Raw genomic sequence first — 21,282 nt, forward strand, 5'->3', positions numbered from 1 at the left:
TGATAGTGAATATGACGGGTAAATTTGTCTAAAATTAACCAAAAAATCTTTATAAAACAACACTTATTTGGTATTTAAACTTGCCCATACTTTTTCAAGTCGCTTGGCAGATACTGGCGATAGTGTCTTCATCGGCTGAGCAAATAGATTAATCCGATATTCTTCGACCAGCCAGCGATATTCGGCAAATTTTGGCTGATGTACCACCGTCGCCAGTCGCTCCATGTGTATATCGAGTAAATACACCGCATCCAAATCCGCATCGAGATTGTGCGTAATGCGATCAAGGCGAATATTTAGCGCTTGTAAATAACGGGCATACTGTCGCCAGTATTGATAATCGGTGCGATACACAAAATCTGCCAACTGCAAATCATCCAGCTGATCTTCGATATCTTCGATACTCTCACCAAAGATTTCTTGGTCAAGCATCAATAATTTGCCACGAGCCACCTGCCATGCGGTATAAATATCCTTGAGTGTCTTTAGCACCGTTTGCCCAATCAGCAAGAAATTGGCCAATAGCTTGTCTTGGCAAATGGCAAATTCGGCTTGGTCAAGCGGTAGATGGTCAATCAGCCAGCTATTTTTGTCAGTCACAAGTCCTGCAATCAGCGTGCGAGCGTGCGCCCCGTGTTCGCTTGGCTGTTCATGACCAAAGTTGGTGGCGTGCTCATATAGACAAGCTTGCAAGGTGGCATCAACGACAATGGTTTTTAGTTTTTCTAAATCACCAAGTGGCGCAAAAGCAAGCTTAAACGCCTTATCAATCTGACTGGTCAGCTGTTTTTGCTTAGCACCAAGTTTGGATTTGATCAGTGTGAGCACGCCTTGTTTGTGCGCATTAAGCGCTGCACCAATTTCGGTAAATACCGCAATGGACACCGCCGTGCCTGCTTTATCCGCCTTGAGTGCCGAAAACTCTTGCATGATGATGCCTGATGTGTGCGTATTTTTGACAAAATTAAAATACTCAGGGAACTCATGATGTAGCCCTTGTTCGACGGTGACACTTTGGCTGACGGTTTGGCTATGGCGAGCTTGTAAGCGGAGTAAATCACGGCTTTTTTCGATGACACGGTTTTTGTCATCGACCACGCAAATCAATGGGCGTAGGTATTCTTCGACCTTATCAGGGGCAAAATCCGCAGGCGTCGTACGCACACCAAGCGTCATCAAAGCATGGCTTAGCTGATCAAGTAGCCCTGTCTGTGCACGAGCGTCTAGCTTATCAAAGATTTTATCACAAGTATCAGGTATCGGCACGATTTGACGGCGGATTTCTTTAGGTAAAGTTTTTAATAATTGCAAGACCAGCTCATATCGCCAGCCTGCAATCCCCCAAAGTAGCGCCACAGGATCAAGCTGTGCCAATGCCTTAACCGGCACACGCACGGTCACGCCATCATCATCACTGCTTGGGTCAAAGACATAGGATAAGGGTAGTTTTACGCCGCCCAGATGCCAACTTTCGGGGAATTGGCGACTGTCATCGACCGATTCATTGAGCACATCATCATCGCTAAAATGCAGGAAATTCGGTGTCTTATTCTCCGCATCATGATAAAACTCTTCAAAGCTTTTGCGACTGGCGATATGACTTGGGATGCGAGCATCATAAAACTGATACAGGCTTTCTTCATCGACGAGCAAATCACGGCGACGCATCTTATCTTCGATACGCTCGATGTTTTTGATTTTATTGGCATTATCCGTCAAAAACTTCATCTGCATACCGTACTGATTAGCAACGAGAGCATCACGGATAAAAATCTCACGAGCTTGTACCAAATCAATCTGCTCATAATTCACCAACTCTTTGGCGATGACAATCAGACCAAATAGGCTGATTTGCGCATACGCACGCACCCGCCCTGATTTTTTTGACCAATGCGGTTCAAAATAATGATATTTCAGCAGTTTTGGTGCCGCAGAGATAATCCACTCAGGTTCAATCTTGGCAAGACAACGCATATACACCTGCGATGTCTCAACCACTTCAAATGCCATCACCCATTGTACGCCTTTTTTGTGCAAAGTACTGGCAGGGAAAATCCGAGCTTTTTGACTGCGAGCCATCAGATATTCGCCAAGCGTTTCGGTCTTGTGCGCCACAAATGACAGCAAGGCGGTTAATAGCGCACGATGAATATTGGCATATTGGCGTGATTGACCATCAGGCTTATCCATACCATTTTTTAGAACAGATTTAAGATTAACCAGTGCTTGTTTGGGATTTTTATTTGCCTTTTCTGCTTTGGCTTTGTCTGTTTTTAGCGATAGGCGTACGCCTTTTTTGGTATCGACTGTCGTGTCAAGCGTATCAAGAGTTGCTGTAGGCTCATGGATGACAAAGCCCATTTCAGCGACCATCTCGGTCAGCTGACGATGGGTTTTTTGCCATTCACGGATGCGTGGATAGGACAGATAATGCTTTTTGGCAAAATTGCGTCTGCCATTGCTAGATAGCGCCTGATGATCATTGGTGGCGTGCTTGTCAAATAACGCTTGGAATAATTCAAGATAAAATAAAAAGTCTGAATCATCTCGGCGAAACAAGGCGTGCTTTTGATCGGCTTGCATCTGCTTATTCATTGGGCGTTCACGCACATCCTGCACGGCGAGCGCAGAGACGATGATCAGCATATCATGCAGACAATCAAAGGTATTGCCCGCCACCAGCATACGGGCTAGGCGTGGATCGATGGGCATTTTTGCCATCTGCTGACCGATTTTGGTCAGACTGCCTGCCTGCGGACGCCCTTTTTTGGCACGGGTTTTGGTGTAGCCGTGTTCATCGAGCGCACCTAATTCAATGAGCAATTTACGACCATCATTGACCAGTCGCAAATCAGGTGGCGTGATAAAATCAAAGGCCTGCACATCCCCTAAATGCAGTCGCTCCATTTGCAATATCACCGATGCCAAGTTGGTACGCAGGATTTCAGGTTCGGTAAATTCAGGACGACTGTTAAAATCTTCTTCGGAATATAGGCGGATACACACACCGGGGGCGACACGGCCACAGCGACCTTTTCGCTGATTGGCGGCCGCTTGGCTGATGGCTTCGATGGGTAGTCGCTGAATACGAGAGCGGTAATTGTAGCGAGAAATACGAGCAAAACCCAAATCAATCACATAGCGGATGTTTGGCACGGTCAGTGCAGTCTCAGCGACGTTGGTGGCGATAATGATGCGTCTGCCACGAGCTGATGGTGAGAAAATCCTTTGCTGTTCAGCGTAGCTTTGGCGAGCAAATAACGGCAAAATCTCGGTATGAGCAGGCGCATAGCTATTTAGAATATCTTGTAAATCTCGGATTTCTGCTTCGGTCGCCGCAAAAATCAAAATATCCGCTTGGTCAGGATGACCTTTGGCTTTTGCATCATCAAAGCATTCATTGACCGCCGCCGTCAAAGCACGGGGCAAGTTATCTTCAATCTCATCAAAAGCATCATCATCTTGGCTAGTGACAATCATATCGGTCAAAGGACGATAACGCACTTCGACAGGGTAGCTACGCCCTTCGACCACAAACACAGGCGCAGGCTTGCCATCTTTGGCAAAATAATTGGCAAATCGCTCGGTATCAAGCGTTGCTGATGTGATGATGACTTTTAAATCGGGGCGTTTTGGCAATAGCCGTTTTAGATAGCCCATAATGAAGTCAATATTCAAACTGCGTTCGTGCGCTTCGTCGATGATGATGGTATCATAATTGGTCAAAAACTTATCCGAACCCAGTTCAGCGAGCAAAATACCATCGGTCATCAGCTTGACGATTGAGTGCTTACCCCCTTCTTCGGTGAAGCGAATCTTAAAACTCACCGTCTTGCCAAGCTCTTCACCAAGCTCTTCGGCGATACGAGTTGCTACCGAGCGAGCGGCCAGTCGTCTGGGCTGCGTGTGTCCGATTTGACCCGTCGTGCCACGACCTGCCAGCATCGCAAGCTTAGGCAGTTGCGTGGTTTTGCCCGAGCCTGTTTCACCTGCGATAATCACTACTTGATGCGATTTGATGGCGTTAATGAGTGTGTCGGCTTCGGCGGTGACAGGCAGGTCATGATTAAGTTTATCCCACAAATCAGCTGGGATACTTGCACGGCGTTCTTGCACCTTGTCGCTTGAGCGCTGATAAAGTTCATCATAGCGCGCTTGTTTTTTGGCGTGTTCGTCACCTTGTGCAGATTTGATTTCTTTGCGTAATTTTTCTAAAAAGAATCTATCTTTTGCCAAGACAAGCAGAGTATCGGCGGATGGCTTGTTTTTTGGATGATTAATCATTGTCATTGTAGCTGATTGTATGTATCTGTGTTTTAAATTTGCCTATTGTAAAGAAAATTTGGCATCGGTGCAATTTATCCGAGATGATTTGTGCATTTGGCAGGTGCTGACTGATGGATGATTTGGCGTTTGGTGGGATTGAGTCACAGTTTTACCCTACAAAAAGTCCACAAACTATGCTATGATGATGGCAATTTATTTGTGTATTTAGCCAATAATTATGAATAATTCAATCAGTATTTTACAGCTTGTCACCGAAGCAAGCCTTGTTGTTCAGCTCGTGATGGCGGTGTTGCTATTGTTATCGCTGCTTAGCTGGGTGATTATTTTTCAATTGGGGACAAAGCTTGGCTCGGCGTCTCGCTTTGATGCACGCTTTGAAGCGTGGTTTTGGACAGATAGCATTGATAAGCAGTTTGCCACTGTTGCCAAAGAAAATGAGCGTTCGGCACTCGAAGCGGTATTTTTTGATGGCTATAAAAAGCTTGGCATAGTCACGGGTACAGCCCAAGCCGATATCGCCGAACGAGAGCTAAAAATCGCTCTCGGCAAAGAGCAGAGCCGACTGGAGCAAGGGCTGTCAGTTCTTGCCAGTATCGGTTCGGTATCGCCTTATATTGGCTTGTTTGGCACGGTTTGGGGGATTATGAATGCCTTTATTGGCTTGGGTCAAGCCGAATCAGTGAGCCTTGCCACCGTTGCACCAAGTATCGCCGAAGCACTCATCGCCACGGCATTGGGTCTATTTGCCGCCATTCCTGCGACGCTTGCTTTCAACTACTTTACCGCAAAAGCCAATACCATCTATGAGCGTCGTGCGTTATTTTGCGAAGCTGTGGTATCTGCCCTGCTTGCCAATCAAACCAAGCTTGGGCAACCAACCAGCCACCCAACTGAGTAATCATCGATGACCAACCGACCAAGTGCTTTTGCTCGCACAAAAAAACCGCTCAATGCTGAGATGAATGTTGTACCGTATATCGATGTGATGTTGGTACTGCTTGTGATTTTTATGGTGACAGCGCCGATGCTCGCCACAGGCGTTGATGTATCCTTGCCAAAAGAAGACACCAAGACTGTCAGCCAAAATGAACTGCCCGTCATTGTCAGCCTAAAAGCCGATGGCAGCGTGTTCGTCAGTCATAAAAACGCCATCGATGAACCGATGGATGATGCACAGCTTGACGCACTTTTACGCAATCTATATAGCGAAAATGAAAACTTACAAGTGATGGTCAATGCCGATGCAGACAATCCATATCACCAAATCATGCACATCATGGCACTCATCCAAAATGCTGGCGTCAGCCAAGTCAGCCTACTGAGCGAAGCTGCCAAATAGGTGCGCCATGTCCAATGAATCAGCCCAAAAGACCAGCTACACCCTGCCGATATTGGCAAGTGTGCTCATTCATGTCGTGATTGTCATCGCCATCATGGCGCCGATGATATCGCCACCAGATAAGGATGTCGGTATCCAGACCACATTGGCAAGCCAAGAAGCTTTTGCTAAGGCGCAATCTGCGCTCAATGCACATCATCAAGCGCAAAATTCTGCACATACAAAGTCATCACAAAGTACTGCCAATGCACAGACAGCATTTGGCAGTACTGATAATCCTTATCAATCTAATCGAGTGGTCAATTCGACAACGACCATTGAGCCATCTTTTAGTACTGACACGCAGTCACTTGGCTTTGACCAGCCATCAAGCACGATTGATAACACATCCAGCAATTTTGCGACAAATACCAATGATAATTCATCAGCCGCTGATACAGGGTCTGCGTCTAACAATCAGCTTGGCAGTCAAGGCGGTGTAAGTGCTGCTGACAAAAAAGCCGCCCAACAAACCGTCTATAACCGCATCAAGTCCATTTGGCTATCACAGCCAAAACAGCCCAATCAGATGATGCAATTTGTCGTGCGTTTTGACGAAATGGGCAATGTAGCAGGGATTGATTTTGGTGCAGGTAATCCTGAGCTCAAAGACTCTATTCGCACAGCAGTGCAATCAGGCGCGCCGTATCCTGAGATTGCAGGCTTGGTCGGTCAGATGACCTTTCAGTTTCAGACTGAGACGCTGATTTATGATGAACCATCAGCCGATGCATCGTCTGACACTGCGATAACTCCTTGAAATATTGAGTATGAATTATGAATAAATTTAGCCAATTAGCCATCGCCACCATCACCGTGATGGCAAGTATCAGCCCTGCCATCGCCAATGATGATACTGATAAAGTATGGGTAGCAACCCAGCAAATCGCCCAAAGTAGCGACCGCATCGCCATCGTGCCTTTTGTGGGCGATACTGTGGTGACAGGCGTTGTCACGGCAAATCTTGATGGCACAGAGCTTGGTGCAAGCAGTGGCAATCTGCCACAACGCACAGCCAGCACCAATGACATCTTGGCAAATCTTAGTACTTGGCGCAATCTTGGCTATGATTATGTCGTCATTGGCAAATCACACTCAATCGTGGGTAACAAAACTGCCATCAGCTATGATGTCATCGACACCAAAGCCGCCAAAGTCATCGGCAGCCAAACCCAAGTCAGCGATACCAATACCGCATCTCTAAAGCTTGCCGGTCATCAAATTAGTGATAAAATCTATCAAGCCATCACAGGCAAATCAGGTGATTTTGGCTCTGTCATCGCCTATGTCGAAGAAACAGGCACGCCATCGAACAAGACTTCTCGCCTAAAGCTCGTTGATGCCACAGGACAAAATGCCCGTACGCTGTTTACGGTGACAGGGTCAATTTTGACACCGACCTTCTCGCCAGATGGTAGTCGTATCGCTTATGCTGTCCAAGCCAAAAATGGCTTGCCCGTGATTCATGTGCAGTCAATCAATGGCACGCATAGTGAAGTGGTGACGCCATTTTGGGGGCATAATCTAGCGCCTAGCTTTTCGGCTGATGGCACACGCCTACTATTCTCAGGCAGTCATGAGTACAACAACCCAAATATTTATGAACTCAACCTAACCACCAAAACACTCAAAGCCATCACCACCCAAAACGGTGCAGAAAACTCACCTAGCTATCTGCCCGATGGCTCAGGCTTTATTTATACAGCGGATAATGGCACACGCAGCCAAAGCCTGTACCGCTATCAATTCGCCAATCAAAATGCCACCCGCATTGCGCTCAATGCCACCAACCCACACCTAAGCCATGATGGGTCAAAAATCGCCTATGTCGCAGGTCAAGACATCATCATCGCCAATGTCAGCGGTTCGACCTTACAGCGTATCAAGGTTGGCGGCACAGAGATTTCGGCAAGTTTCTCACCATCAGCAAATCGTATCGTCTATGCCCAAAGTCAAGGCGGTCAAAGCAAACTTGTCATTCACAACTTAACGAGCAACCAAAGCACCACTTTGCCGACTACAGGCCAAGTGCGTGAACCGGTATGGTCAAAATAAGACCCAAATCTGATAACAAGCCATGATAAGTAGCAAAATGACCATGCCAAAGACCATGCTGACACGCCCTGCCAAGCCGACTGATATCGCCAAATGCGTTATGGCAATGCTACTAGCTGTCATCATGACAGGCTGTCAGCATATCCAACTGGTGCGTAGCCCACTGCCGGTAACTTTGGCAGATGTCAGCCATGACGACACGACAAGCATCGCCTATCAGCAGAGTATGCCAAGCACAATCCCTGTCAAAAACCGACCACCCAAGCTGACACCCAAACAGCAGGTGCAACAGGTGTATTTGCTAGAAAATTGGTTCTAGGATGTGAAAGTGGTTAATTTTTGAAATGGTGTTTGCGATTAAAAAGATAGGCAAATAATGGCTTGTGCTTGGTTTAAAATTAAGTTATTCTAAAATATCACGACCATTTTAATCATGACTGTTTCAATACTATCTTTGCCAAATGCTCACCAAACCAAATCGCCGTGTCAATATCCCCTTGACATGGTGTGACATCAGGTGGTGCATCGATTGATTGCGTCATCAATCCCAAAAAACTACTCAATCGGTTCAAATCCACATCGCTACTACCTGTCGGTAATAACGGCAAGCCCGCCCAATTCATCCCATGTTGCATGGCAAATAAGCACAGCTGTTGTAATACTGCCAATTTATCACCGCTTAGACCGCCTGAGTTGGCAAAGCCTGCGGCAAATTTACCCTGCCATGTGCGAGACAGCCAACGCTTGGATGTGCTATCCATAAAGGTCTTAAATTCTGCTGTCACACTGCCCATATACACCGCACTACCAAAGACAATCATTGATGCTTGGTCAAGATATGTCCAGTCATCATCACTGATTGCCATGATATCAATGGTACGCATCGTGCAGTGGCGAGCCACACCTTCGCCGATGGCTTGTGCGACACGGCGTGTGTGTCCATAGTTGGAATGATAGACGATGGCAATGGTTGCTTGCATGGTTTTTATCCTTGTTTGTTTTATTTATTCTTACTCATTGATAGCAGAGTTTGGCTTGGTGCTTAGCGGCGTACAACCACCATTGCCATACGCCCTGTGGCTGATTTGCCTGCGTGGGTCTGCGCACGGTACGAATACAGATTTGGCTCAAGATAACTGCATGGCACAGACTCACTGACCACTTCGATACCCAGATGTTCAAGCTCAAGTCGTGCAAGCTTGACGATATCAATATTCACTTTACCATCATCATCAGATGGGATGATGATGGTGTCATACAGTGCTGATGATGTCATATTCACAAGTGACTGCGCACTGACTTCATCGCAGATACGCTTGGCAAGCGCTTCATCAATCTGATATGAGCCCTGCGAGATACAAGCACCGATGATGGCTTTGGGTGCAGACAGTACACCAAGCTTGGCATAGCTTTTGGCAATGATACCATTAACAAGCCCCTGCCAGCCTGCATGAATACAGGCGATACCATCATCTTGACCTTGCCCAAAAATCGCCACAGGCACGCAGTCCGCCGTCATGATAGCAAGTGCACGATTCGATGACTTGGTAATCAGTGCATCAGCAGACACTGCTTGTAATGACGGCGTATCCGTATCAATATCCAGTACGGTATCACCATGCACTTGGTTTAGCCAATGAATTGCTGTGATGGGTGCATGATGGCTAATGGCATCAAGTAGCTGCGCTCGGCGAGTGAGCACCGCTGTCGGATTGTCCTTGACGTGCAAGCCTAAGTTAAAATCCCCATAAATATCTGTATCGCCAAACTTATCAAACGCCCCTGCTTGCGTCTGCACGACCAGCACGGTGTCATCTTGATAAAGTACGCCAACAGGCACGGTGTCAGTTATTTGCATTTTTTCATCCTTTAATTAATCTGCAAACACATCCATCAAGGCACAAAAATCAGCCGGCAATGGTGCGTGAAACTTCATCGACTCACCGCTTATCGGATGGATAAAGCCAAGCGTATGTGCGTGTAGCGCCTGTCGTGGGAAAGTTGCCACCGCTTGACGCTGTGCATCTGTCAGCCCTGCTCGTGGCGATGTGCCATAGACCTTATCACCGACCAATGGATGACCGACATGGGATAGATGTACACGGATTTGGTGCGTACGCCCTGTCTCGAGCTGTACATCGCATAGGCTGTAGCGTTCGTGTAGTGCCACTGCTTTTAGGATATGCGTTACCGCAGGTTTGCCTGTATCTTTGACCGCCATCTTGGTGCGCTGTGTGCTGTGTCGTCCGATTGGTGCATCAATGCGAGCATGACGCATGATGTCATGCGGTGCGCCCAGTGCGATGCACTGATATAGGCGATACACGCTTTTATCTTTGAGCTGATCGATGAGATCAAGCTGTGCTGTCTTGGTACGAGCGACGACGAGCAATCCTGTGGTGTCCTTATCGATACGGTGTACCAGCCCCGCTCGTGGCAGATGCGCCACATCAGGATAATGATACAGTAGCGCATTGACAAGCGTGCCCGTACGATTGCCCGCCCCCGGATGTACCACAAGTCCTGCCGGCTTATTAATCACAATCACCGCATCATCTTCATAGACGACATCGATGGCGATATTTTCGGGCAAATCTTCAGAATGGTTCTCAAGTGATGCAGTCAATGTCAGTACATCACCTGATTTGACTGCGTATTTTGGCTTAACAATCATTCCATTGACGAGCAGTTCGCCATTGTCGATAAACTTTTGGATATTGGCTCGTGAAAAGCCATCAAACACCGTGCTACCCAGCTTATCTAGTCGTACACCGACATCAGATGCCTGCACGGTATAAGTCCGTTCATTACCTTGACTGTCAGCATCTTGGTCATTCGCCGTATCATCATCCATATCAAAGGCATCACCATCATCCATCATCTCATCAAATGGCGTGTCGGTCAAAGCATGCTTGGTATGGATATTATCGGCTGTCATGATGGCTACTTATACAAAATGTCACCAAATAATGCGACTAAAATTAAATGAATAAAAAGGCGATACTTTAGCATATTTTTGTGATTATCGCCACTTTTGAGCACCACTTATGGCGCATACTTGGCTAAATTTTGGCTGATCACACCATTGATATTAAGCTGTCTAAATCACCCAAATCATCCCAAGCTATTCAAGCCATCGGTTTATCTTGCCACCATCACGCTGTGCTTGATGTGCTTTAGGTGCGTGACAATGGTAAAAGTCATCATAATCAGTAGCGACCATGAGCTAAATTTACTGATATGCACCATCGACCATGCCATCACTTGATTGGGATATTGCCAAATACCAAAAAAGGTGCTGATATTCTCCGCAAGCCAAATAAAAAATCCAATCAGCACAAACGACAACAGCACGGGCATCCGTCGTGGCGTATCATAAGGCGTAAAACGCACATAACTTCTGGCATACAGCCCAAGCACAAACATGGCAATATACCAGCGCAAATCCATGATGGCATGATGCGTAAAAAAGTTCAAATAAATCAATATCGCTGTGATGGTCGTCAGTGGGTACGGTGGCATCTTATACAAACGCAAATCAAATAACCGCCACGCTTGGATGATATAGCTTGCCACCGCCGCATACATAAATCCTGTAAACAAAGGCACGCCGAACACCTTGCTATAAGCAAAATCAGGATACGCCCAAGATGCACCAATGCGAGCGCCATCGGGCAATAAGAGTGCTTGGATGTCGGGTGAAGTTTTGAATAATTCTAAGGCAAAGCCGATTAGGTGAAACAAAGTGATGGATTTGAGTTCATCCCAAGTTTCTAATTTGCTCCACACCATCGCAAACTGCGCCACCACCGCAAAAATCAGCAAGGCGTCATAGCGGGGAATGCCCCAGATACCTGATTTGGGGATGACAAACATCGCCACAAAAAACAGCCCAGCGAACAAGCACGCCCGAGCTTGTTTCAGCCCAAAAAACCAAAACTCCACCACAAAGCGACGATAGCCGTGCAAAGTGGGATTTGTGGGATGTTGGCATAGCCATTGGTCAAATTGTGCAAGCATTTTTATCAATACTGATTAAATTCATAAATAAAAATATGATAATTTATCATGTTTTGTACTGATTTGCAATTTGGCAGCTGTCATCGCCATTTATTGCCAATCTCATACTGACCCATCGCCGATAGAACACCTTACTCTAGCGTTGCTTATGAGTAGTAATTTTTTGATAACAGCGGTTTTGGCAAGCTTTGTGTGGCGGTTTCGTTGTTTTGGTCATCAAATCATGCTAAACTAGCGAAAATTTGTCATACGACATCAAAAAATCGAGGATACAATGAAAGCAAAAGCCCTAAAAATTGCTGTTACTGCTGTTGTTGCAGGCAGTCTGATGACTGGTTGCGCCACTGTTGGTGGCTTGTTTGGCAAGAAAAAAGGTGAAGACATCGTCCAAACCGCCGACAAAACCGAACAGCAATATTATGACTATGCTCAAGAAGCCATCGCCAAATCGCATAATAATGAAGCGATGATTGCATTGAACAACATTCGCACTTTTTATCCGACAGGTGCTTTGGCGCAGCAAGCTTTGCTTGATTTGATTTATGTGCAATATCAAGCGGGCAACTATGAAGCAGTGACCCAAAGTACGGCTGAATTTATCCGTCTGTATCCAACAAGTCGTCACATTGACTACGCATTGTATGTACAAGGCGTGACCAATATGGGCGGTGCACCAAAAGCATCTCGCCTATTTAAGTCAAATCAAGCTGAACGCAATACCGCCTATCTGCGTCTAGCATTCCAAGATTTTCAGACGCTGGTTAATAACTTCCCAAATAGCGCCTATGCTGCCGATGCGGCACAGCGCATGGTGGCGATTTATAATGATTTGGCAGAAAATGAACTGGTCGCCGCTCGTTGGTACATCAAGCGTGATGCGATGGTTGCCGCTGCCAACCGTGCCAAATGGGTATTTCAATATTTCCCACAATCAACCGCTGTGCCTGAAGCCATCGCCATTTTGGCATATGCCAATGACGAGCTTGGGCTAAAAGATACCGCAAGCGAGTACAAAACGCTTCTACAAATCAACTATCCACACTACCTAAACAGCAACGGCACTGTGCGTCTGTCGGGTACAGGCACTAAGACTGCGATGCAAAAAGCACTATCAACCATCAGCTTTGGCAAGCTTGGTCGTGCAACTGATGCCCAAAGCTATGAAGGTGGCTACACGGGCGAGACTCGCACCCAAGTTATCCGCCAAGCGCAAGGTCTGCGCCTACCTGCAGTAACCGAACCAAAAGTACAGCTTGATGAACCTGCAAAAGACCTAAGCACGCTGAATGATCGTGAGCGCCGTTTCCCAAATATCAATTTGGGCTTGCCAGAGACTGAATCAGAAGCTGGTCATATTAACGATATCCCACGCTAATCATAAAGCACGCAACATGACGGCATGATTTGTGCCGTCATGTTGTTTTTGTCCATTGCCAATCGTGATACAATAATGGTTATTTAAAAAACAGCCATTTAGATTGTCAGCCAAAGTGTCGCCAGTTGGCATTGATGGTTTTCGCTTTTTTGCATCTGAGTAATCCCATGCGCATTCCTGACTCTATCATCGAACAGCTCAACAGCCAAGCGGATTTGGTTGGGATGATTCGTAAGCATACCGTGCTCAAGCCTGCCGGCCGAGAGTTCAAGGGTTGTTGTCCATTTCATGGGGAAAAGACGCCATCGTTTTATGTCAATCCTGAAACCAATTTATACTACTGTTTTGGCTGTCATGCCAAAGGCAATCCAATCACTTTTTTAAAGGAATTTGAACGCTTAAGCTTTATCGAAGCGGTAAAAACATTGTCCGAACAAACTGGTATCGAGCTACCAAAAGACGATGAATTTGCCAAAAAAGTCAAATACAATAAAACCAAAAAAACCCCAAAAAATCAGCAGCAGCCATCAGCCCAACCTGCACCGCCACCAATGCCACAAGCGCCATCTGTGCAGACAGCACCGATGATGGATGATGCCATATCACCCCAAGACAGCGCACCACAAGCATATCCCACGCCGCCGATGGCACAGCCCAATCCGCAAGGCGATTTGTATCAATTACTTGAAAATATCTGTCATTTTTATCAATTTACACTACAAAATACGCCTGTCGCTCGGCAGTATTTTTTGGACCGTGGTGTGAGCGAAAGTAGCATACAGACCTTTCGGCTTGGCTATGCGCCTGATGGTTGGCAACATCTTGAAGAAGTCTTTGGCGAAGATATTGAAGGTCTAAAAATCCTAGGATTGGTCAGACAGTCGCAAAATGGTCGGGATTATGACCTATTGCGCAATCGAGTGATTTTCCCCATTCGTGATAAGCAAGGTCGAGTGGTCGGCTTTGCTGGTCGTACCATTGGCGATGATTCACCAAAATACATCAACTCAAGCGAATCCCCCGTATTCCAAAAACAGCACATCCTGTACGGTCTGTACGAATCTCGCCAACAAAAAGCCAGTGATTATATGATGGTCGAAGGCTATATGGATGTGATTGCCCTGTATCAAGCAGGGATTTATGGTGCGGTTGCGCCGATGGGTACGGCAGCGAACGAAAATCAAATCGCCACCTTGCTACGCTACAACAACACGCTGACCCTATGCTTTGATGGTGATAATGCTGGTCAAAGAGCTGCTTGGCGGACGATGGAAATCGCTGCGCCTGCGCTCGAAGATGGTAAGACGCTCAAGTTTCTCACCCTGCCCGATCAGCACGACCCCGATACCTTTATCGCCGAACAAGGTGCGGATGCGATGCGTGAGCAAATCTTAAATGCTTGGTCGCTATCGGACTACATTTATCAGATTTTGGCAGCTCGTTTTGATCTTGAAAAATCCGAACAAAAAGCCGCAGCGATGGCAGAGCTACGCAAATTCACCGATTTATTCCCAAAAGGCTCAAGCTATAAATGGCTACTCAATAGCGACATCTATCAGCGGATCAAGTCGATTGGCGATACTCGCTTTGGTCGCCGCGCTCGCATGGACACCATCAATTATCAAGCAGGCAAGACGCTTGATACTGCCACTGAGCTTGCTTTGTTTATCATGCAAAGCCCGACCATCTTGGATCAAGATCCCCTTGCCGATATCATCAGCCAATCGCAGATGGCAGATGCGCATCGCCCTTATTTGCAGCATCTAGAGCGTCAGTCGCTCAAAGTGCCTGACCTACCGACTTGGCAAAGTCTTGATAGCACGGTACTAACCGAAGTCATCACCGCCATCAAAGCACTGCCTAACGAGTATCGACAGCCGAATAACGATGTGCCAAATCACAGCATGTACTTTATCTTATCAACACTCAGCGAAGATGCTCGCCAACAAATCAGTGCACATTGGGATGATTTTGTCCAAATCAGACGCACCCATCCGATGGATGACATCACGCCGCTTGTCTATGAGCTGATTTGCACCGCACTCAAAAAAGTATTGAGCGAACAACAAAAAAATGCCAAAGTGCTAGCATTGTCAATGATTTATAAACAGCGTTTACAGCTACTCACACAGTGGGATAATCAAAATAACAAAGCCAAATTGGCAGATTTATTCAATAAATCTTAATTGACCTTGATAAATCAATCGCCATCTGATGATATTGCTATTTATCCACGCACTCGACCACCGAGCCTTCGATATGCGCCACTTGACCTTTGGCTTCGCAGGCATTGATTTGGCGGGATTGGTGCGCATAATAACCTGCGCCAAAGCTGGCAGCACAAAGGATGGCGACCAGTAGCTTGTTAGCGATTTGCTTAATATTAAGATTGGTATCAAGATTGGTATTGTCAGATGTGTGTTGCATAATGATTTCCAGTGAAACAAATCACCGCCTTGGATATGCAGTGATTTGTTTGTTAAAGCGATTATCGTGATTACTGTGATTACAGTTTTGTTAATCTGCTTGGTTTGATGATACTTGGGCTGGCTTGGTAGATAAGCTTTTGGCAATGCCGATCAGCTCAACGAACTCTTGGCGTAAGCCATGCGGATCAGCGCCGATATTTTGCTGTGCCAAAGTCTCAATCTGCACCCAATCCATCTTGCCAAGATATTTGCCACCACGCAGTGCGTCACCAAAACCTGTAGCAGCGACGGCAAATTTGGTATCAGCATCCGCCATACCAAACGGCTTGGCATCCGCCAAAATCGGCGTCTGTATCAACAGACTGCTGTCATCGGCATTAGCATTTGCTTGTTTATAGCGAAGTTGCAGATAGGCGTATTCGCTCGCTTGCGTATTCACAGCTGATGACTGTGTTTGATAGCGGGTGTCATTGAGCCAACCTTGCGCGCCGACAGGGATAATCTCATAAAACGCCGTCATCTGATGCCCTGCACCAATATCGCCCGCATCCACCTTATCATTATTAAAATCTGCTTCATTAAGCATACGATTTTCGTAGCCGATTAGGCGATATTCTTTGACTGTATTTGGGTTAAATTCCACTTGGATTTTGACATCTTTGGCGACTGTGGCAAGCGTAGATGACAGCTGACGGTCGATAACTTTGGCGGCTTCTTTTTCATTATCGATATAGCTATAATTGCCATCACCTGCATCGGCAAGCTGTTCCATCAGATGTTCATTGTAATTACCCGTACCATAGCCGAGCGTGCTCAATGAAATGCCTGATTTACGTTTTTCGCTAACCATACCTTTTAGGGTGTCAAAATCAGTCACGCCGACATTAAAATCGCCATCGGTCGCAAGCAAGATACGATTGATGCCATCTTTGACATACGAGCGTTCCGCTGATTGATAAGCCAAACTAATCGCTCGCTCACCTGAAGTCGCCCCTTGTGCCTGTAAGCGGTTGATGACATCTAGGATTTTTTGCTTTTGATCGCCTGCAGTTGGCTCAAGTGCGACCGTCTCGCCTGATGCATAGGTGATGATGGTGACGGTATCTTTGTCTCTTAGCTTGTGCACTAGGGTTCGCAAGGTCTTTTTGACCAAGCCAAGCTTATTATCGCTTGCCATACTGCCCGAGACATCCACCAAAAAGACCAAATTGGCAGCAGGTAATTCGCTCATCTGCTGATCTTTGGCTTGGATGGCGATTTTGATCAGCTTAGCATTGGGGTGAAACGGCGAATCATAACTTTGGGTTGTGACTGCAAATGGCTGATTGCCACTTGGTTGTGGGTAGCTATAATCAAAATAATTGACAATCTCTTCGGTGCGTACTGCACCCACAGGCGGTAATCGCCCGTCGTTCAAAAACCGTCGCACATTGCTATAACTGCCTGTATCGACATCGATACTGAATGTCGAGACGGGGGCATCGCTCACCTTTTGCACGGGATTTTGGTCAAGCTTGTGATATTTTTCACGGTCTTGGCTGATGGTGTCAAGCATGGCGATGGCAGGCATCATTGCAGGCATCGCAGATAAGGCACGAGCTTGCATGGCAGGTGCTTTGACCACTGCTTCTGCCATGATGGGGGCAGGCGGTGCAGGTGTCGGCATTGGTATATTGGACAAGGCATCCGTTGTCGGCGGATTATGAGTGACCGATTGACACGCCATCACAAGCATTGATAGCGACAAGATTACAACAGGTTTGACTCTTTGATTCATCACATTCTCCCACAAAGCTCCCACGACTCACACAGGGCTGATGACTTATTATAAAAGCATTTGGCACAAAAAAGCCAGATAATTTGACTTATCTGGCTCATTGTAATGATTGGCTTATGCCTGTGTATCGGTTGTATCCGTATGATCAGGACTGTCAGTACTTGTGCCTACTTCGACATCCACCGCATCATCATCGCTTGGCTCTTCGTGCTCGACGCACGCCATGCCAACCAGCACTTCTTCGTCAGCAATACGAATCAGCTTGACGCCTTGAGCATTACGCCCTGCGATGGCGATTTGGGCGACTGGTGTACGCACCAATGTGCCTTTATCCGAGATCAAAATCACATCTTCTTCGCCAGTTACGGCAATGGCTTTGACCAGCTGACCATTACGCTCAGATGTCTTGATGGCGATGATGCCTTTACCGCCACGACCTTTGGTTGGGTAGTCGTCAATCGGTGTGCGCTTACCAAAGCCATTCTCGCAGGCACACAAAATCTCGCCTGTCGTCGGTGCAACAACGAGCGACACCACACGGCTGACCGCAAAGCCATCGCTGTCGTCACCATCATCTTCTACAGGTTCTTCGTCATCAGCGAGTGCCAAGAGATTGACACGCATACCACGCACGCCTTTAGCGACACGGCTCATCGCACGGATGCTGTCTTCTTTAAAGCGAATCGCCTTACCTTCATTGCTAAATAGCATAATTTCTTGATTGCCATCGGTAATCGCCACGCCAATGAGCGTATCGCCTTCGACCAAGTCAATCGCTCTTAGACCATTGGCACGCAGATTGGCAAACTGTGACAAGGCAACACGCTTGACCGTACCTGATGCGGTGGCAAAGAATACAAAGCTGTTTTCGTCCTTAAGATCAGTCACAGGCAAGATGGCAGTGACTGATTCATCGGCTTCTAGATTGATAAGATTCACCAGTGGGCGACCTTTTGAGCCACGACTTGCCAAAGGAATCTCAAAGCCACGCAGGCCAAACACACGACCCGTATTGGTAAAGCACATGATATGCGCATGGGTGCTGGTGACCAGCAAATGCTCAATCACATCATCTTCTTTCATGGCAGTAGCCGAGCGGCCTTTACCGCCACGCTTTTGTGCTTGATAATCGCTGATCGGCTGTGTCTTGGCATAGCCTGTGTGTGAGACGGTAAGGACAACGGTTTGTTCTGGGATCAGATCTTCACGGTTGAAATCATGGCGTGCATCGACGATATCCGTGCGACGCTCATCGCCAAATTCATCACGAATCTCAATCAGCTCGCTACGCACCACGCCCATCAGCACATCAAAGTCATTCAAAATCAGCTCAAGACGAGCAATCTCGCCTAGGATTTCTTGGTATTCGCCAGTCAGCTTGTCTTGCTCAAGACCAGTCAAGCGGTGCAGCTGCATATCCAAGATGGCATTGACCTGCTCAGGTGACAGGCGATAACGAGTGTTATTATCAATCAAGCCATAAGGCGCATTCAAATCTTCGCCTTCAATATATTCAGGACGAATAGAGCTTGCGCCTGCTGCTTCAAGCATCGCCACCACGCCACCTGACTGCCAAGTGCGTGATAGTAGCTTGTCACGAGCTTCTGCTCGGTTTGATGACTGCTTGATGGTCTCAATCACTTCATCAATATTGGCAAGTGCGATGGTCAAGCCTTCGAGCAGATGCCCACGAGCCAAAGCTTTGTTTAATTCAAAAATAGTGCGACGAGTCACGACTTCTTGGCGATGGCGAATGAATGCCGCCACCAAATCACGCAAGGTCATCAGCTTTGGCTGACCATTATCAAGCGCCACCATATTGATACTAAAGCTAGACTCAAGCGGTGTTTGGGTAAATAGATTATTTACCATGACTTCAGAATTTTCGCCACGGCGCAAATCAATCACCACACGCACGCCTTCTTTGTCCGATTCATCACGAATCTCGGTGATGCCTTCGATTTTTTTGGCATTGACCAAATCGGCAATGTGTTTGATTAGATTGGCTTTATTGACTTGATAAGGAATCTCAGTAAAGACAATACGCTCACGGTCTTTATTCGCACCGCTCTCGCCCATCGGCTCAATGTGATAACGACCACGGATATGCAAGCGACCCTTGCCCGTACGATAAGCATCAATGATACCGCTACGGCCGTAGATGATACCCCCTGTCGGGAAATCTGGGCCCGAGATATGCGTAATCAGCTCTTCGGTGGAGATATTTGGGTTATCGGCATAGGCTAGGCAGGCGTTTAGCACTTCGGTGAGATTGTGCGGTGCCATGTTGGTCGCCATACCGACGGCGATACCTGCTGCGCCATTGACGAGTAGATTTGGGATGCGCGCAGGTAGCACGCTTGGCATCTTCATCGAGCCGTCGTAGTTGTCTTCCCAATCGACAGTATCTTTGTCCAAATCAGCAAGCATACGATGCGTCAGCTTCTGCATCTTCATCTCGGTATAACGCATCGCCGCCGGTGGGTCGCCATCCATCGAGCCAAAGTTACCCTGACCATTGACCAGCATATAACGCAGGCTAAAATCCTGCGCCATACGCACGATGGCATCATACACTGCTATGTCGCCGTGCGGATGGTATTTACCGATAACATCACCGACCACACGGGCTGATTTTAGGTATTTTTTGTTATAATCGTTGCCCAATTCGTGCATGGCGTACAAGATACGGCGGTGCACAGGCTTAAGACCATCACGCACATCAGGCAATGCACGAGAGACGATGACGCTCATGGCGTAGTCTAAATATGATCGCTTTAACTCATCGACAATGCCAATGGGGCTGACCGAATCACTCATAAAAAATCCTTGAAAATCACTGGGAAAACACCCGAAAATTTAACGAGTTATTATAGCATAAATTGGCAAAAAATTGTGAATTTTGTTGCAATTATGATAAGTGATGTATGATTGGCAAAATGCCTTGATGATTTTGGAAGATGATTTGGAAGATGTAAAAATTGGCGGACTATTTGTTTGATTGCTTGATTAATAGAAAAGCAAAAAAGTGCAGAATAAAATCTGCACGAGCAAGCTTTAAATCAATTTGCAGGGATGCTTTTGACAGCTAAGCACAGACGGCGTGGATTGGTGCTGATTTGCAAAAATCCGTATTTTTCATAAAACTGCTTGGCGGCATCATCTTTGGCATCAACCACCACAAAAGCAAGTCCCATCATTCCCGAAATCGCCTGTACTGTCTGCAATGCATGGAGCAATAAATCTGCACCCAAGCCAATGCCTTGATAACGCACATCTACCGCCAATCGACCAATCATGGCACAAGGAATTGGCAAATGCGGGCTTTGCTTTTTGAATAAAGCCTTATCATCCGCCTGAATCATAGTGGTTGCCGTCAAGGTATAAAATCCTGCAAGCCTGCCATCATGAGCCATATCGACAGCACCATATAGCACGGATTCACGGCGTTTGATAAACTGCGATGCTTGCGTGCACAAAAAATCATTGAGTGCCACGACACCGCAGTCAAATTCAGATGCCTGATTGACTTTATCAAGCTTATGAATGACTAACAACTTGATAACCTCGGCTAAACAGTTGATTTAGTTCATCATTTGCCTTAGGTGGATTCTCAAGCATGGCTAGGGCTTGTTGCCATTGCTGTTCGTTTAGCTGAACGGCTTCTAGTTCTGATTCTAATGCCAATGCCTTTTCGTACGCAGTTTGGATAATAAAACTGCTGACACTGACACCCAAACGCTGACAAACCTTTTCAATCATGGCTTTGGTATCAGTAGTTGTTCTGACATGGATGCGTTCGGTAGCAAGCATGGTGACTCCTTGTGTGTCATTTTGGCGTACATAGTGAATACAGCCATTGTACCGCTGATTTATCTTATCGTCAATAAAAAACCGTCCAAAACCTGAACCGACCCCCAATTCTTAGACACTAAGATTAACGGTTAAGGTTTAATCAAGG

General features: G+C 46.7%; 17 protein-coding genes. 7 read left to right on the forward strand and 10 right to left on the reverse strand.

The window, feature by feature from the left end; all coding sequences use genetic code 11:
- Positions 1-63: 63 nt before the first annotated feature.
- Positions 64-4,284 (reverse strand): ATP-dependent RNA helicase HrpA, encoded by a 4,221-nt coding sequence (gene hrpA, locus Q0N89_RS07355; protein WP_294034982.1) that lies wholly within the window; start codon positions 4,282-4,284, stop codon positions 64-66.
- A 220-nt stretch (positions 4,285-4,504) separates the two neighbouring features.
- Here hrpA and Q0N89_RS07360 point away from each other — a divergent pair, with 220 nt between their 5' ends.
- From Q0N89_RS07360 to Q0N89_RS07380, 5 genes are read left to right on the forward strand one after another with little or no spacing between them, the layout of a single operon-like run.
- The gene (locus Q0N89_RS07360; RefSeq protein ID WP_294034946.1) at positions 4,505-5,185 is read left to right on the forward strand and encodes a MotA/TolQ/ExbB proton channel family protein; all 681 of its coding nucleotides are present in this window, start codon (positions 4,505-4,507) and stop codon (positions 5,183-5,185) included.
- A 6-nt stretch (positions 5,186-5,191) separates the two neighbouring features.
- Positions 5,192-5,626 carry a protein TolR gene (gene tolR / locus Q0N89_RS07365; protein WP_078253638.1) on the forward strand — a complete coding sequence of 145 codons (435 nt, stop codon included), beginning with the start codon at positions 5,192-5,194 and terminating at the stop codon, positions 5,624-5,626.
- Positions 5,627-5,633: 7 nt separating this feature from the next.
- Positions 5,634-6,425 carry a hypothetical protein gene (locus tag Q0N89_RS07370; protein WP_294034950.1) on the forward strand — a complete coding sequence of 264 codons (792 nt, stop codon included), beginning with the start codon at positions 5,634-5,636 and terminating at the stop codon, positions 6,423-6,425.
- A gap of 17 nt (positions 6,426-6,442) precedes the next feature.
- Positions 6,443-7,720 (forward strand): translocation protein TolB, encoded by a 1,278-nt coding sequence (locus Q0N89_RS07375; protein ID WP_294034952.1) that lies wholly within the window; start codon positions 6,443-6,445, stop codon positions 7,718-7,720.
- Between the two features lie 43 nt (positions 7,721-7,763).
- On the forward strand, positions 7,764-8,039 hold the full coding sequence (locus Q0N89_RS07380; RefSeq protein ID WP_294034954.1) for a hypothetical protein: 276 nt from the start codon (positions 7,764-7,766) through the stop codon (positions 8,037-8,039).
- A gap of 112 nt (positions 8,040-8,151) precedes the next feature.
- Here the strand turns inward: Q0N89_RS07380 and Q0N89_RS07385 are convergent, their stop codons facing one another.
- The 4 genes from Q0N89_RS07385 to Q0N89_RS07400 form a co-directional block, all read right to left on the reverse strand.
- Entirely contained in the window at positions 8,152-8,700 is a 549-nt protein-coding gene (locus tag Q0N89_RS07385) for a flavodoxin family protein (protein WP_294034956.1), read from the reverse strand.
- A gap of 62 nt (positions 8,701-8,762) precedes the next feature.
- Positions 8,763-9,578, reverse strand: coding sequence for a laccase domain-containing protein (locus Q0N89_RS07390; protein WP_294034959.1), 816 nt, complete (start codon positions 9,576-9,578; stop codon positions 8,763-8,765).
- Positions 9,579-9,593: 15 nt separating this feature from the next.
- Positions 9,594-10,658: an RluA family pseudouridine synthase gene (locus Q0N89_RS07395; protein WP_294034961.1), complete on the reverse strand. Its 1,065-nt coding sequence runs from the start codon at positions 10,656-10,658 to the stop codon at positions 9,594-9,596.
- 203 nt (positions 10,659-10,861) lie between these two features.
- Complete coding sequence (locus Q0N89_RS07400) at positions 10,862-11,740, reverse strand: DUF817 domain-containing protein (protein ID WP_294034963.1); 879 nt, start codon at positions 11,738-11,740, stop codon at positions 10,862-10,864.
- Between the two features lie 274 nt (positions 11,741-12,014).
- Between Q0N89_RS07400 and Q0N89_RS07405 the strand changes: the two genes are divergently transcribed.
- Positions 12,015-13,115, forward strand: a complete 1,101-nt coding sequence (locus Q0N89_RS07405; protein ID WP_294034965.1) for an outer membrane protein assembly factor BamD — start codon at positions 12,015-12,017, stop codon at positions 13,113-13,115.
- Between the two features lie 167 nt (positions 13,116-13,282).
- Positions 13,283-15,301 (forward strand): CHC2 zinc finger domain-containing protein, encoded by a 2,019-nt coding sequence (locus Q0N89_RS07410; protein ID WP_294034967.1) that lies wholly within the window; start codon positions 13,283-13,285, stop codon positions 15,299-15,301.
- Positions 15,302-15,338: 37 nt separating this feature from the next.
- Here the strand turns inward: Q0N89_RS07410 and Q0N89_RS07415 are convergent, their stop codons facing one another.
- The 5 genes from Q0N89_RS07415 to Q0N89_RS07435 form a co-directional block, all read right to left on the reverse strand.
- On the reverse strand, positions 15,339-15,542 hold the full coding sequence (locus Q0N89_RS07415) for a hypothetical protein (protein ID WP_294034969.1): 204 nt from the start codon (positions 15,540-15,542) through the stop codon (positions 15,339-15,341).
- A gap of 90 nt (positions 15,543-15,632) precedes the next feature.
- Entirely contained in the window at positions 15,633-17,321 is a 1,689-nt protein-coding gene (locus Q0N89_RS07420; RefSeq protein WP_294034971.1) for a VWA domain-containing protein, read from the reverse strand.
- A gap of 114 nt (positions 17,322-17,435) precedes the next feature.
- Positions 17,436-20,141, reverse strand: a complete 2,706-nt coding sequence (gyrA, locus tag Q0N89_RS07425; RefSeq protein ID WP_294034973.1) for a DNA gyrase subunit A — start codon at positions 20,139-20,141, stop codon at positions 17,436-17,438.
- A 242-nt stretch (positions 20,142-20,383) separates the two neighbouring features.
- Positions 20,384-20,878 carry a GNAT family N-acetyltransferase gene (locus tag Q0N89_RS07430; RefSeq protein WP_294034976.1) on the reverse strand — a complete coding sequence of 165 codons (495 nt, stop codon included), beginning with the start codon at positions 20,876-20,878 and terminating at the stop codon, positions 20,384-20,386.
- Positions 20,862-21,134, reverse strand: a complete 273-nt coding sequence (locus Q0N89_RS07435) for a DUF1778 domain-containing protein (RefSeq protein WP_294034978.1) — start codon at positions 21,132-21,134, stop codon at positions 20,862-20,864. The genes Q0N89_RS07430 and Q0N89_RS07435 overlap by 17 nt, the downstream gene beginning before the upstream one ends.
- Positions 21,135-21,282: the final 148 nt, after the last annotated feature.

The sequence above is a fragment of the uncultured Moraxella sp. genome (assembly GCF_945873075.1).
GTDB lineage: Bacteria > Pseudomonadota > Gammaproteobacteria > Pseudomonadales > Moraxellaceae > Moraxella.